Here is a 12,658-nt window from a genome sequence, read left to right on the forward strand (position 1 = left end):
CCACGGAAGGCGGGAAACGGGGAAGCGCACCTGCGGTGGCTGCGGGCGTGCGTCGAGCGGTGTTGCCGGCGGCGCCCATGGGCGCCAGGCCGTTACTGCGCTTGTTTCTGTTGCACCTTGGCGCCATCGCGCAGGGTGTCCGGCGGGTTCACCACCACCGATTCACCTGCACTCACGCCCTTGAGGATCTGGCGGTCCTTGCCCATCGCCTGGCCGGCCTCGACCTTGCGCTGCTGTACCCGGTTTTCGTCACCCAGCACGAAGGCCACCGATGCGCCCTCGCGCTGCACCACGGCGCCGCCCGGCACGCGCACACCCTGCGGCTTGGCGGCGGCCTGCGGCTGGGCCTGTTCCAGGAAGCTGACCCGCACGCCCATCTCCGGCACGATGCGTGGGTCCTTCACTTTCAGCGCCACGCGCACCTTCACCGTGGCCTTGCCGCGGTCGGCGGTGGGGATGATGGCGATCACCTCGCCCGGAATCTTCCACTCCGGATAGGCGTTGAGCGTGGCTTCCACCGGCATCTTCGGCTGCACGCGGCCGATGAAGGCCTCGCCCACCTCGACTTCGATCTCCAGCGAGTCCATGTCGACGATGGTGCCGATGCCGGTACGGGTGAAGCCACCGCCTGCCGACAGCGGCGAAACGATTTCGCCGGGCTGCGCGGCCTTGGCGGTGACCACCCCGGAGAACGGCGCGCGCACGATGTTGTTGTCCACGCCCAGATCGGCGATGGCCAGCTGGTCGTTGGCGACCTTGACGTTGCGCTGGGCGGTCTCCAGCTGCGCACGCAGGCTGTCGCGCTGTGCCACGGCCTGGTCGTACTGTGAGCGCGATACCAGCTGCTGGCCGACGAGTGCCTGCAGGCGGCTGGCTTCGGCGGTGGCCTGCTTCTGCTGCGCCTCCAGCCCGGCCACCTGGCTGCGTGCGGCCTGAAGCTGCGAGGCATACAGGCTGCGCTGGGCGTCGGCATCAATCGGGTCCAGCGTGGCCATGATCTGGCCCTGTTCCACGCGCATGCCCTCCTCGATCATCACCTCGCGCACCTTGCCGGTGATCTTGGCCGAGACCGTGGCCATGCGGCGGGCGACCACGTAGCCGCTGGCGTCGAGCACCGAACTGCTGGCATTGCCCTGCTGGATGGCCACGGCGGGCGCGGTTTCCACCTCCACGGCCGGCGCACGGCCGAACAGGAAGGCGACGGCGGCGGCGATCAGCAGCACGGCCACGATGATCGCGATCCACAACCAACGGCGACCACCGCCGTTGCTGCCACCACCGGAGGCCGGCGGGGGCGATTTGCGGTCGATACGGAGTTCCTTCAACAGCTCGGCAGAAGCGTTCATTCGTTCCATCACAGGCGTTCGGGCGGGTGTGGCCGGAAGGGCAGACGGCGGCGGTTCCGGCGGTGGAGCGTGCGGCACAGCATGAAGGCAGGTACGGCGATGACGGCAGTGACAGCTGTCACCCGATGACACTGACGGCGGCAACTGCGAAATGTGACCACGCCGGTACAGGATGGCAACGTCCCCGCTACCGGTACCGCCCATGGATCTGATCGCCCCGTCGCTGGCCCGCCTGCAGCAGGTGCAGGTGCGCTACCGCGACCATACCGCCCTGCATGGCATCGACCTGCAGGTCCGCGCTGGCCAGGTGCTGGCATTGCTGGGCCGCAACGGTGCCGGCAAGAGTACCGCGATCAGCGTGCTGTTGGGCCAGCGTCGCGCCGATGCCGGCCTGGTCGAGCTGCTCGGTGGCGACCCGCAGCAGCGGGCCAGCCGATTGGGCCTGGGCGTGATGCTGCAGAGCACGAACCTGCCGCCGATGCTGCAGGTGGACGAGCTGGTGGCCCAGGCCAGTGCCTGTTACCCCGACCCGATGCCGTTGCCGGAGGTACTGCAGCGCGCCGGACTGCAGGCGCTGGCGCGCCGCCGCTACGGCCAGCTGTCCGGCGGCCAGCAGCGCGCCGTGCAGTTCGCCATCGCGCTGTGCGGCCGCCCGCGGGTGCTGTTTCTGGACGAGCCCACCACCGGGCTGGACATCCAGGCGCGGCAGGCGATGTGGCAGGCGGTGCGGCAGTTGGTGGCCGAAGGCTGCGGCGTGCTGCTTACGACACACTATCTGGAAGAGGCCGAGGCGCTGGCGCAGCGCGTCGTGGTGCTGGAAGGCGGCCGGGTACTGGCCGACGCACCCTTGGCCGAGCTGCGCCTGGCCGACCGGCCGCGCCGCATCCGCTGCCGCAGCGCGCTGGCTGTCGAGGACGTGCAGCACTGGGCGGGCGTGCAGCAGGTGCAGCGCGACGGCGAGCATCTGCAGTTGCTGGCGAGCCCGGCCGAGCCGGTGGTGGCACGCCTGCTGGCGGCCGACGCGCAGTTGCGTGAGCTGGAAGTACAGGGCGCGGCGCTGGCCGACGCCTTCCTCGACCTGACCCGGGAGGCCGCATGAACACGATGACCCGCACCGGTACCGCACCGGCGCAGGCATCTGCCTGGCGCCAAGCCCTGCGTCCGTACCGCGCTGAGCTGGTGGCCGAACTGCGCCGCGCCTGGCGTACGCCCGCCTTTGCCGTACCTTCGCTGCTGTTCCCGGTGCTTTTCTACCTGCTGTTCGGCGTGCTGTTGGGCCGTGGCCACGCACCGCTGTACCTGTTGGCCACCTACTGCGTGTTCGGCGCGATGGCCCCGGCGCTGTTCGGCTTCGGCGTGCAGCTGGCGCTGGACCGAGAAGGCGGGCTGCTTACGCTCAAGCGGGCGCTGCCGATGCCGCCGGCGGCGCCGCTGCTGGCGCGACTTGCGATGGCCATGCTGTTCGCGCTGCTGGTGGCCTCGTTGTTGATCGGCGTGGCATCTGTGCTGGGGGGTGTGCAGCTGCACGCCCTGCAGGTGCTGCAGCTGCTGGCGGTGGCGGGCCTGGCGGCGCTGCCGCTGGGGGCGATCGGCCTGCTGATCGGCAGCCATGTCAGTGCCAGCGCAGCGCCGGCGATGGTCAACCTGGTCTACCTGCCGCTGGCGTTGCTGTCGGGCCTGTGGCTACCGCTGTCGGCGCTGCCCAAGATGTTTTCGATGATGGCACCGCTGTGGCCGACCTGGCATCTGGCGCAGCTGGCGCTGCCGGTGGTCGGGCTGCCGTCGGTGGGCAGCATGGCAGGCCATCTGCTGGTGCTGCTGGCGGTGACCCTCGTGGCGTTGCTGCTGGCACGGCGCCGCCTGCGCCGGATCGGCTGAACTGGCATGATCGGCAGCGATCGTCCCCGCCTGGATCCTCCCGTGCCACCGAGCTGGCTTGCCTCCCTGCTGCGCCCCGCACCGGATTCGGCGGTGGCCGACAACCTGCGCCGCGGCAAGCCGGCCTGGGCCGATGCCATCCACCTGCTGTGGACGGTGTGGGTGTTCATGACGCCGCTGTTTTCAGGGGGGTACACGCTGCGCTGGCTGTGGTTCACCCTGGCCAGCTATCCGTTGTTCCTGCTGTTGTATGCGCGCCTGCTGCTGTCGCCGCGGCACCATGCGCCCCGCTATGCACTGGCGATGACCGCGCTGGCGATCGTGCTGGTGCCCTGGTACCCATCGGGCATCAGCTACTTCATTTTCGGCTGCGTGATGCTGCGGGTCTGCGGTCGCAGCAGCTGGTGGCGTTATCTGTTGCTGCTGGCCGTGCTCAACGCGGTGTTCTACCTGGTGGCCTACCTTGCGCACTACCCGTGGCAGAGCCTGGTCTGGGTGCCGGCGGTGTCGTTCATCATCGGCATGGTGGTAAACGTGGAGACGGTGAACAAGGAAAAGGATGCCGCATTGCAGCTTTCGCAGGAGGAAGTACGGCGGCTGGCCACCACCGCCGAGCGCGAGCGCATCGGCCGCGATCTGCATGATCTGCTCGGCCATACCCTGTCTTTGATCACGTTGAAGCTGGAGCTGGCGCGCAAGCTGCACGACCGTGGCGATGCCCGTGCGCGGCAGGAGATCGGCGAAGCCGAGGACATCGCCCGCGAAGCGCTGGCCCAGGTACGCAGTGCGGTCACCGGCATCCGTGCCAGTGACCTGGCCGGCGAACTGGCCTCGGCGCGCCTGCTGCTGGAATGCCAGCAGGTGCACCTGCAGTACGCGCCTCCACCGCCGATGCCGGTGGACGTGGAGCGCGGACTGGCGCTGGTGCTGCGCGAGGCGGCAACCAATATCGTGCGCCACGCGCAGGCGACGCAGGCGCGGGTGGAATTCATGCTGGAAGGACGAATGCTGGCGATGCAGATCCGCGACGATGGCCGTGGCGGCGTACAGGCCGAAGGCAATGGATTGTGCGGCATGCGCGAACGGGCGATGGCGCTGGGTGGACAGTTGTCACTGCAGTCGCCGCGCGGAGAGGGCACGGTAGTGACCGTGCGCGTGCCACTGGTGGCCGCGACCACGCCGCTGTCGCCAGCGTCACTGGCTCAGGATGGTGCTGCATGATCCGCATCCTGCTGGCCGAAGACCAGGCGATGGTGCGTGGCGCGTTGTCGGCACTGCTGAGCCTGGAGCCGGATATCGAGGTGCTGGGCAGCGCCGCCGACGGTGAGGCTGCCTGGCGCATGCTGCAGCAGCTGCAGCCGGACATCCTGGTGACCGACATCGAGATGCCGGGCCTGTCCGGGCTGGAGCTGGCACAGCGCATCGCCCGCCATGAACTGCCGATCAAGGTGGTGATCGTGACCACCTTCGCCCGCGCCGGTTTCCTGCGCCGCGCGCTGGAAGCGGGCGTGCTGGGGTACTTGTTGAAGGACGCACCGGCGGAGAACCTGGCCGATGCACTGCGCAAGGTGAAGCAGGGTATCCGTGCGATCGACCCGCAACTGGCACTCGATGCCTGGTCGCAGGCCGACCCACTGACCGACCGCGAGCGCCGCGTGCTGCGGCTGGCCGGCGAAGGCCGTACCGCCAGCGAGATCGCCGAGCAGCTGGGGTTGTCGCACGGCACGGTGCGCAATTACCTGTCCGAGTGCATCGGCAAGCTGGGTGTGGCCAACCGGATCGAGGCGTACCGGCTGGCGCGGCAGAAGGGGTGGTTGTAGCGGCGTGCGCCGACACACTGGTAGCGTCGGGCGATGCCCGGCGGATCATTCCCGCGCCTGCGGAGGGGTGTCACTTTCTTTGCGCGCAAAGAAAGTAACCAAAGAAACGCTCCGCCGGCCGCGAGCCGGCGTGCTTCGCACGCCGGTGCCCTGCGCTCCTCGGTCCGTCGAGGGACGACGCGGGAACTCGCTGCGCTCAGACACCCGCGCCTCTTCGCCCTCGCCGGACCTGCGGTGCTCGGCTCGCTCAAGGCGGACTGGAAGGTCAAGATCAACGGCAACAGCATCCACGCATGGCGTGGATCTACTGGGTGCAGCTGTCGCTCTTGATGTTGGGTCCGCCTTGAGCGAGCCGAGCATCGCAGGGGAATCAGGGGCGAAGAGGCGCCGGTGTTTGAGCGTAGCGAGTTCGGCGCCGTCCCCTGATTCACCGAGAAGCACAGGGCACCGGTGCGCAGCACCGGCTCGCGCTCTGGCGGCGCGTTTCTTTTGGTTACTTTTCTTTTCGCGCGAAAAGAAAAGTGACACCCCACCGCAGTCGCGGAAACGATCCGCCGGGAACGCCCGGCGAACCCGATCAATCCTTCCCGCGCGCCATCGCCTGGAACACGCCATCGCGCCGCACCCACAGGTGGAACAGCGCCGCACCCACGTGCATCAGCACCGTGGCGAACAACACATACGCCAGCAGGCTGTGCGCATTGCGCAACGCGGCATACAGCGCCGGAGTGTGCGGCACGATCGGCGGCAGGTGCAGGCCACCCCACAGCACGATCGGGTAGCCGCCGGCCGACAGCATCGCCCAGCCGATCAGCGGCATCGCCAGCATCAGCGCGTACAACATCCAGTGCGAGGCCTTTGCTGCCAGCACCTGCCAGGCGGGCAGGTCGGAAGGCAGCGGCGGCGGGCGGTGGCGCAGGCGGTTGTACAGGCGCAGCAGCACCAGTACGCCGATGGCGATGCCCAGTGGGCGGTGCAGATCGATCAGCATCGGCCGCAGATGCAACGAGGCGACCATGGTCACGCCGACGAACAGCATGGCGATGATCATCAGCGCCATGGACCAGTGCAGCACCCGCGCCAGCAGGTTGAAGTGGCCGTTGCCGGTGTTCATCGTGCGGCCTCCTTCGGTTGCTCGACATTGCCGCTGGCGCGCTCGCGTTCGCGACGGTTGAAGGACTGCGAATACACCGCCGAGCGGGCGGCCAGGATCGGATCATCACTGCCGCGCACGCCACTGGGCAGGATCAGCGGATCGAAGTTGATCTGGCCGCACGCACCTTGTTCCTGCGACTGCATGCGGTCCAGGCTGAGTACGCCGGCCACCACCTGATCACGCGACTCGGGCCACGGCACCGACGGATCATCAATGGCATCACCGGGCTCGGCGGTGGTCACGACCAGGTTCCAGCGTACCGGGCCGCTGGCCAGGCGCTGCTGCAGTTCCTGGCTGAGGAAATCGACACTGGCCTGCTTGCGCGTTTCCGCATCCATCTCCACCACCGGCGCCTGTGGCTGCCAGCGCCAGCGCACGGCACGCTTCTGGCCCTGCGCGTTGGTGAACCAGAAGCTGTTGACGCTGTTGAAGGTGGTGTCGGCCCAGCTGCTGGTCCACGGTGCCGTCTTGGCCCACTGCTGGAACGCCTGTGCACTGGGGTACTTCGCCAGCACTGCAGCCATCTTCTGCGGGTCGGGCTTGCCGGTGGCGGGGTCCGGAATGGAGGCGCGTGTCTGCGCGTAGAACGCCTCGGCATCGGGCACGGCGAAGAACGGGAAGCTGTTCATCGCCATCCGCCATTCCTGGCCGTCATCGCTGACCATCTGCACCGCCAGGCTGCGCACGCGTGCGGTGTTGTCGGCGCCGTAGGGGTCGCCGCCGCCGATCGACAGGCGGCCCATCACCGGTACGCGGCGCTGCGAGAACACGCGGGCGCTGGACAGGGTAGGGGCCTGCGCGCTCGGTTCGAACCAGCCGTTCACGCAGACGCCCTTGCTGTGCGCGCGTCGGAAGCCTGGATGGGCCGGGCCGGTGGCCTCGATGGTGTCGGTGAAGCGTTGCGCGGTCAGGCGGTCGCCGATCCATCCGGCCAGCCAGGCGAAGGCCAGCGCGACCGCACCCAGAATGAGCGCGATCAGTGCGATCCAGGGCAGCGGCGAATGTTTGCGTGGTGCGCCCGGCGTCTGGCCAGCGCGGGTGTAGCGGAAGAGCGACATGGTCGGAGTCCTGCCTTCACGGAACGTGTGGGTGGTCGACCCACACATCCTCGCAGAACCCTTCCAGGCCCGGTATTCAAATTTTCGTCAAGATTGCCGGGACGGCGTGCCGACCAAGGTCGGCACCCGCCCGATCAGCTGTAACGCGCCTTCAGCATCGCCCACGCCGAGCGCAGCGCCAGCGCTTCGCCACCGGCCGGACGGCCCGGGCGCTCACCGTCGTTCCAGGCATACACATCCAGATGCGCCCAGCGCTGGCCGTCTTCCAGGAAGCGCTCCAGGTACAGCGCGGCGGTGACCGAGCCGGCCATGCGCGAGCCGGCGTTGGCCAGATCGGCGATGCCGCTGGTCAGGTAACGCAGGTAGGGGCGCCACAGCGGCATGCGCCAGACCGGGTCGCGGGTCGCATCACCGGCCTGCAGCCACTGCTGCGCCACGTTGTCGTCATTGCTGAAGAGCGCCGGCAGATCCGGGCCCAGCGCGATGCGCGCGGCGCCGGTGAGGGTGGCAAAGTCCAGCACCAGGTCGGGTTTCTGCTCGCTGGCGAAGGTCAGGGCATCGCAGAGGATCACGCGGCCTTCGGCGTCGGTGTTGTCGATCTCCACGCTCAGGCCCTTGCGGGTGGCGATCACTTCGCCCGGGCGGAAGGCGTCCGGACCGATCGCGTTTTCCACCGCCGGCACCAGCAGGGTCAGCCGTACCGGCAGCCCGCGTGCCATCACCAGGCCGGCCAGGGCCAGTGCGTGCGCGGCGCCGCCCATGTCCTTCTTCATGTTGCGCATGCCGTCGGCCGGCTTGATGTCCAGGCCGCCGGTATCGAAGCACACGCCCTTGCCGACCAGCACCAGTGCCGGATCGGTGTCCTTGCCCCAGCGCAGCACCACCAGGCGCGGCGCGCGATGCGATGCGCGGCCCACCGCGTGGATCGCCGGGAAGTTCTGCTTCAGCAGGTCATCGCCGGTGATCGCCTCGACCTGCGCGCCATGCGCATCGGCCAGGGCGCGTGCGGCGTCTTCCAGCTGCTGCGGGCCCATGTCTTCGGTCGGCGTGTTGACCCAGTCACGCACGCGCAGGCTGGCGGCGATCAGGTCAGCCACTTCGCCGGTCGGCTCGGCCACCAGGCGCGCCGGCGCACGGTGGCGCTTGCGATAGCGGTCGAAGCGGTAGCTGCCCAGGCCCCAGCCCAGCTGCAGCAGCGCCAGTTCGGCGGCCGGCAGTTCGCTGGCCAGCTGCCACACGCTGCCTTCCGGCAGGGCATGCGGGGCATGCGAATAGCTGTAGGCATCGGCACGATCACCGACACCGATCACCGCTCCGGCCAGGCCATCGGTGCCGGGCAGCAACGCCGTGGTGAAGGCACCGGCGGTGAAGCCCTGCGACGCCAGCCATGCCTGGGTGGCAGCCGGCTGGCCGTCCTTCCAGGCCGCGAACTGCTCGCGGTCCAGCACATATAGCGGCAGTGCTGCGGCGGTGTCGGCAGTGAAACCAGTGATCTCGCTCATGCGTCAGGTACTCCGGGGTGCGGCAGCGTCGAGGTTGGCGTCCAACCAGTCGGCCAGGCCGGTGAGGGTGTCGAACTGCAGGTCCGGCTGCAGCTGCGGATGGGTCCAGGTGGCTGCGTCGCGGTTGATCCAGCAGCCGCGCAGGCCGGCGGCGATCGCCCCGGCCACATCCATTTCGGCGTGGTCGCCGACGTGCAGTACCTGTGCCGGCGCAACACCCAGTCGGGTGCAGGCGGCGTGGAAGATGCTCGCCTCCGGCTTGGCCGCGCCGTGTTCGCGCGCGCCCAGCTGGAAGGCGAAATGATGGGCCAGGCCGATCCGCTCCAGATCGGCATTGCCGTTGCTCAGCGCTGCGACCGGTACCCGCGCGGCAATCCGCGCCAGCGCGTCGATCGCATCGGGGTAGCACTCGACCTGATTGCGCGCGGCGAAGAACACTTCATACGCCGGCTCCAGCAGATCCAGGCTGGCGCCACTGGTGTGCAGCGCTTCGTGCAGGGTCAGCCGGCGCAGTGCGCTCAGGTCGTGATGAAGGTGCGGATGGGCGTGGTACAGGCGCTCGCGCAGTTCGCGCATTGCCGCCACCGGATACATCTCGGCCGTGGCGGGGCTGTTTTCACGCATCCACTCGTGCAGGACCAGGTCGATGCGGGCGCCGATCGGAGCGAACGGCCACAGCGTGTCGTCAAGGTCGAGGGTGATGGCTTGGACGGGGAAATTCACCCCGCCATTCTACCCCTGCCCGCGCGGGCTTTCATGCGGCGCGGCGGGCGGGGGGCGCTGGGGCAGGACGGGGTCAGCGCAGGTTGTACGAGCAGGCGATGGTGGTCTGGCCGTCGAACTGCTGCACGTCGAGGTTGTGCCGGCCCACTTCCTTCGTATAGGTGCTCGCCACCGGGTCGGACATCTTCGCCAGTGCCGCGATCTGTTCGACGCTCGCTGAGCTGAAGTACGCAGTGAAACTGTCGATGCCGTCCTCGCCGCTGTCGCCGTCATACGACTGCAGACGGTTCACGGGCTGGCCCAGCACCATCAGCGGCGTGGTCAACCGGAACTCGCCGCTGGATTCGCCGTTCTGCGCCCGCGCCGGGGCCGGTGCCAGCAGCCGGGCCATGGCGTCGAACTGCTTGGGCGTGAGGTGCCGCTTGCAGGTCACCGCGTCGGCAAGCTGGGTGCGTGCCTGGTCGGCAGTCGGGGGTGCAGCGGCGAGCGCGGGAGCGGCAAGGCAGGCCAGGGCAACGCAACGGGTGGCGAAAGAGATCATCCGAACGGATCCATCCGAAAAGGGGGCCATAGTCTGCCACTTCATTCCTGTTTCGGGTTCCGCCATCGGCGTCCTTCATTTACTGATGCCGTTATTCCAGCAGCCGTGCCCAGCCCTGCATGCCGTCCAGGCGTGCCAGCACCAGCTTGATGCATACCAGCAACGGCACCGCCAGCAGCAGCCCGATCATGCCCCAGGCCCAGCCGAACACCATCAGCGCCAGGATCAGTACCAGTGGCGACAGCTTCATGCGACGGCCCAGCACGATCGGGGTCACCATCTGCCCTTCCAGGGTGTGCAGGCCCAGGTAGGCGGCGGCCGGCAGCAGGGCCTGCAGTGGGTCGCGGAACTCGACGAAGCCCATCAGCAGCATCAGCGCCACGCCGATCAGCGGGCCCACGTAGGGGGCGAAATTCAGCAGTGCGGCCACCGTGCCCCACAGCAACGCCTCCTGCAGGCCGATGCCGAGCAGCATCAGCACGCCAGCGAACACCAGGCCCACCAGCGTGTTGATCACGCTGATGGTCAGCACATAGCGCGAAACCTCGCGCTCGATCGAGCGCAGGATGTCACTGGTGAATCGCTGCTGCTGGCGGTTCGGGAACAGGGCGATGGCCGCGCGCTGCAGGCTCTGCCCATAGATCATGAAGAACAGCGTGAGCAGCACCACCGCCAGCACCGAGGCGGCCAGCCGCGGCGCGCGGGTCAGCATGCGATAGGGGTCGTCCATCTGGGTGCGGATCACCTGCACCTTGTGGTTGCTGTCACCACCGGCCACGCGGGCGAAGTTTTCCGCCGCCTGGTTGGCCTGCTGCACCGGTTTGGTCAGGTCCTGCACCTGGCGGGCGACCTTGCGCAGCTGCTGCGGTGCTTCCTGCGCCCATTCCATGGCCGGGCCGATCAGCTGCACCGCCAGCGAACCGGTCACGCCCAGGCCGGCGCCGAGGATCAGCAGTGCGCCGAGTGCGCGTGGAATCCACAGCTTCTGCAGCAGGCGCAGGATCGGATTGCCGACCAGCGCGAAGAACATCGCCAGCAGCACCGGCAGGATGATGTCCTGTGCCGCCCACAGGGTGTAGCCCACCGCCAGGGTGGCCAGCACCACCAGCGACATCGGTCCGCGCGGGCGCGATGCGGGCGGCAGCGGAACGTCGGGCTGTTCGGGGCCGGCCGGTGACGGGGACAGGAGGGACTCGCTCATCGACGCACCAACCGGGAAGGGGAGCGCATTATCCGCCGGCCGCGATCGGCGCGGCGGATTCCATGGTTCAACGTTCGGACAGCTCGGTGGCCGCTTCGGCCGGACGCGGTCCGCGCAGGTCCGGTTCCGGTCCTGGCTCCGGCACGGAGCGTGGTGCCGGTGCCGGCCGTGCTTCGGCAGCGGAGGCCGCCGCCTGTGCCTGTTCGCTGGCCTCGTCGGCTTCTTCGGCCGCGTCGTCGGCGGTGGCTGCGGCCTGCGCCGCCATCGCCGTGGCGAACGCCGCCTGTGCACTGGCGAACAGGTTCGAGACCGAGCCCACCATCTGCAGCCAGCGGGCACCGTTGACCTTGCCCGGCACTTCCAGCTTGCCGGCGATGAAGCCACCGGCCAGTCCGACCACCACGATGCGCAGCGGCGACCAGCCTTTTCGCCAGACGTCGCTGAGCGTGGACCAGTGGTCCTGGGTCTCGCCCAGACGCACGGTCACCACCTGTTCGCAGCGTTTCACCCGCCGTTGCAGCGCGCCGAACTTCATGGCTTGCCCTCGGGCAGCTGCACCTCGGCATCGGGATCGTCTTCGCTGGGTTCGTCGAACAGGCCCAGGCGTGACAGCTGGCGCCGGGTAGCGTGCATGCCGGTGTGGTGGAAGAAGTAGGACACCCGCCAGATCGCATAACCGGTGACGGCCAGGCTCAGCAGCGAGGTGATCAGCAGGGCCTGCAGCCAGCTCAGGCCCCAGCTCTGCAGCAGGGCGATGAGGGTGGCGGCCATCAGCAGCCAGGCCGAGGCACCGAACACGATCGCCACGCCGGCCCAGGCCAGTGCACGACCGAACGCACTGCGTGCCATCGCGAAGTCGGCCGAGGCCAACCGGCGCAGCGAGCGCAGCGTGTGCTTGGCCGAATCGGCAGCGGCACGACCGGCCGCACCGACCTGGCGGATGCTCTCATCCAGCGGCGGGGTGGCCGCTGGATCAGGGGCTTGCGCGTTGTCTTCGCTCACGCCGCGGCTTACTTGTCGCTGCTGCCGCGGGCCAGCTTGGCGATGATCCAGCCGGCAGCGAAGGCAACACCGAACGAGGCCAGCGGACGTTCACGGATCAGCTCCGCGGCGCTGTCGATCAGGTCCTTGCCCTTGTCCATCAGCGCATCCACCTGCTCCTTGGCGGCGGCACCACCGAACTCGGCGGCGGCCAGGCCGGACAGTGCGCTGTCGGACAGTTCAGCCTTGACGTTGGCCTTGCCGATGCGAAGCTCGTCGGTCGCTGCGCCGGTTGCACCCTTGATTGCACCGCCGGCGGCCGACGCGGCCTGCTTCAGGTGGGAACCGGCTTCACCCAGGTGTTCCTTCAGGTTCTCGGTATTGGTGGGGCTCATCGAATCACTCCTGTTGCGATGGGGGAACGGGTGTCGGCGGTGCCGACCTGGACTGAC

General features: G+C 68.6%; 14 protein-coding genes. 4 read left to right on the forward strand and 10 right to left on the reverse strand.

The window, feature by feature from the left end; translation table 11 throughout:
• Positions 1-92 precede the first annotated feature (92 nt).
• Positions 93-1,346, reverse strand: coding sequence for an efflux RND transporter periplasmic adaptor subunit (locus M1L61_RS01445; protein ID WP_019338656.1), 1,254 nt, complete (start codon positions 1,344-1,346; stop codon positions 93-95).
• Between the two features lie 202 nt (positions 1,347-1,548).
• Here M1L61_RS01445 and M1L61_RS01450 point away from each other — a divergent pair, with 202 nt between their 5' ends.
• Genes M1L61_RS01450 through M1L61_RS01465 form a run of 4 tightly spaced genes read left to right on the forward strand, consistent with a single transcriptional unit; the run spans position 1,549 to position 5,044 of the window.
• Positions 1,549-2,445, forward strand: coding sequence for an ABC transporter ATP-binding protein (locus tag M1L61_RS01450; protein WP_248854223.1), 897 nt, complete (start codon positions 1,549-1,551; stop codon positions 2,443-2,445).
• Positions 2,442-3,224, forward strand: coding sequence for an ABC transporter permease (locus tag M1L61_RS01455; RefSeq protein ID WP_248854224.1), 783 nt, complete (start codon positions 2,442-2,444; stop codon positions 3,222-3,224). The genes M1L61_RS01450 and M1L61_RS01455 overlap by 4 nt, the downstream gene beginning before the upstream one ends.
• Positions 3,225-3,230: 6 nt before the next feature.
• On the forward strand, positions 3,231-4,445 hold the full coding sequence (locus M1L61_RS01460; protein ID WP_248854225.1) for a sensor histidine kinase: 1,215 nt from the start codon (positions 3,231-3,233) through the stop codon (positions 4,443-4,445).
• Positions 4,442-5,044, forward strand: coding sequence for a response regulator transcription factor (locus M1L61_RS01465; RefSeq protein ID WP_049480028.1), 603 nt, complete (start codon positions 4,442-4,444; stop codon positions 5,042-5,044). Before M1L61_RS01460 ends, M1L61_RS01465 begins: the two co-directional genes overlap by 4 nt.
• A gap of 577 nt (positions 5,045-5,621) precedes the next feature.
• On the opposite strand, the gene M1L61_RS01470 is transcribed toward M1L61_RS01465, so the two are convergent.
• From M1L61_RS01470 to M1L61_RS01510, 9 genes are all read right to left on the reverse strand, one after another.
• Positions 5,622-6,158 (reverse strand): cytochrome b, encoded by a 537-nt coding sequence (locus tag M1L61_RS01470; protein ID WP_043401779.1) that lies wholly within the window; start codon positions 6,156-6,158, stop codon positions 5,622-5,624.
• Positions 6,155-7,258, reverse strand: a complete 1,104-nt coding sequence (locus M1L61_RS01475; RefSeq protein ID WP_010486947.1) for a catalase family peroxidase — start codon at positions 7,256-7,258, stop codon at positions 6,155-6,157. The genes M1L61_RS01470 and M1L61_RS01475 overlap by 4 nt, the downstream gene beginning before the upstream one ends.
• A gap of 134 nt (positions 7,259-7,392) precedes the next feature.
• On the reverse strand, positions 7,393-8,760 hold the full coding sequence (locus tag M1L61_RS01480; protein WP_071306303.1) for a M17 family metallopeptidase: 1,368 nt from the start codon (positions 8,758-8,760) through the stop codon (positions 7,393-7,395).
• Between the two features lie 3 nt (positions 8,761-8,763).
• Complete coding sequence (locus M1L61_RS01485; RefSeq protein WP_197654756.1) at positions 8,764-9,483, reverse strand: HAD-IA family hydrolase; 720 nt, start codon at positions 9,481-9,483, stop codon at positions 8,764-8,766.
• A 73-nt stretch (positions 9,484-9,556) separates the two neighbouring features.
• The gene (locus tag M1L61_RS01490) at positions 9,557-10,024 is read right to left on the reverse strand and encodes a hypothetical protein (protein ID WP_049412134.1); all 468 of its coding nucleotides are present in this window, start codon (positions 10,022-10,024) and stop codon (positions 9,557-9,559) included.
• 91 nt (positions 10,025-10,115) lie between these two features.
• Positions 10,116-11,225 carry an AI-2E family transporter gene (locus tag M1L61_RS01495; RefSeq protein ID WP_010486939.1) on the reverse strand — a complete coding sequence of 370 codons (1,110 nt, stop codon included), beginning with the start codon at positions 11,223-11,225 and terminating at the stop codon, positions 10,116-10,118.
• Between the two features lie 67 nt (positions 11,226-11,292).
• Positions 11,293-11,760, reverse strand: coding sequence for a hypothetical protein (locus M1L61_RS01500; protein WP_019337636.1), 468 nt, complete (start codon positions 11,758-11,760; stop codon positions 11,293-11,295).
• A complete protein-coding gene (locus M1L61_RS01505; RefSeq protein WP_010486934.1) occupies positions 11,757-12,227 on the reverse strand; it encodes a phage holin family protein in 471 nt (156 codons plus the stop codon). The genes M1L61_RS01500 and M1L61_RS01505 overlap by 4 nt, the downstream gene beginning before the upstream one ends.
• 8 nt (positions 12,228-12,235) lie before the next feature.
• Entirely contained in the window at positions 12,236-12,601 is a 366-nt protein-coding gene (locus tag M1L61_RS01510; protein ID WP_010486932.1) for a hypothetical protein, read from the reverse strand.
• Positions 12,602-12,658 lie beyond the last annotated feature (57 nt).

The sequence above is a fragment of the Stenotrophomonas sp. NY11291 genome, assembly GCF_023277365.1.
GTDB classification, from domain to species: domain Bacteria; phylum Pseudomonadota; class Gammaproteobacteria; order Xanthomonadales; family Xanthomonadaceae; genus Stenotrophomonas; species Stenotrophomonas geniculata.

What these genes read in the sequence shown, in the direction of transcription:
- M1L61_RS01445 (WP_019338656.1), bottom strand. Translation starts at nt 1,346, where the DNA reads ATGAACGCTTCTGCCGAGCTGTTGAAGGAACTCCGTATCGACCGCAAA.
- M1L61_RS01450 (WP_248854223.1), top strand. Translation starts at nt 1,549, where the DNA reads ATGGATCTGATCGCCCCGTCGCTGGCCCGCCTGCAGCAGGTGCAGGTG.
- M1L61_RS01455 (WP_248854224.1), top strand. Translation starts at nt 2,442, where the DNA reads ATGAACACGATGACCCGCACCGGTACCGCACCGGCGCAGGCATCTGCC.
- M1L61_RS01460 (WP_248854225.1), top strand. Translation starts at nt 3,231, where the DNA reads ATGATCGGCAGCGATCGTCCCCGCCTGGATCCTCCCGTGCCACCGAGC.
- M1L61_RS01465 (WP_049480028.1), top strand. Translation starts at nt 4,442, where the DNA reads ATGATCCGCATCCTGCTGGCCGAAGACCAGGCGATGGTGCGTGGCGCG.
- M1L61_RS01470 (WP_043401779.1), bottom strand. Translation starts at nt 6,158, where the DNA reads ATGAACACCGGCAACGGCCACTTCAACCTGCTGGCGCGGGTGCTGCAC.
- M1L61_RS01475 (WP_010486947.1), bottom strand. Translation starts at nt 7,258, where the DNA reads ATGTCGCTCTTCCGCTACACCCGCGCTGGCCAGACGCCGGGCGCACCA.
- M1L61_RS01480 (WP_071306303.1), bottom strand. Translation starts at nt 8,760, where the DNA reads ATGAGCGAGATCACTGGTTTCACTGCCGACACCGCCGCAGCACTGCCG.
- M1L61_RS01490 (WP_049412134.1), bottom strand. Translation starts at nt 10,024, where the DNA reads ATGATCTCTTTCGCCACCCGTTGCGTTGCCCTGGCCTGCCTTGCCGCT.
- M1L61_RS01495 (WP_010486939.1), bottom strand. Translation starts at nt 11,225, where the DNA reads ATGAGCGAGTCCCTCCTGTCCCCGTCACCGGCCGGCCCCGAACAGCCC.
- M1L61_RS01500 (WP_019337636.1), bottom strand. Translation starts at nt 11,760, where the DNA reads ATGAAGTTCGGCGCGCTGCAACGGCGGGTGAAACGCTGCGAACAGGTG.
- M1L61_RS01510 (WP_010486932.1), bottom strand. Translation starts at nt 12,601, where the DNA reads ATGAGCCCCACCAATACCGAGAACCTGAAGGAACACCTGGGTGAAGCC.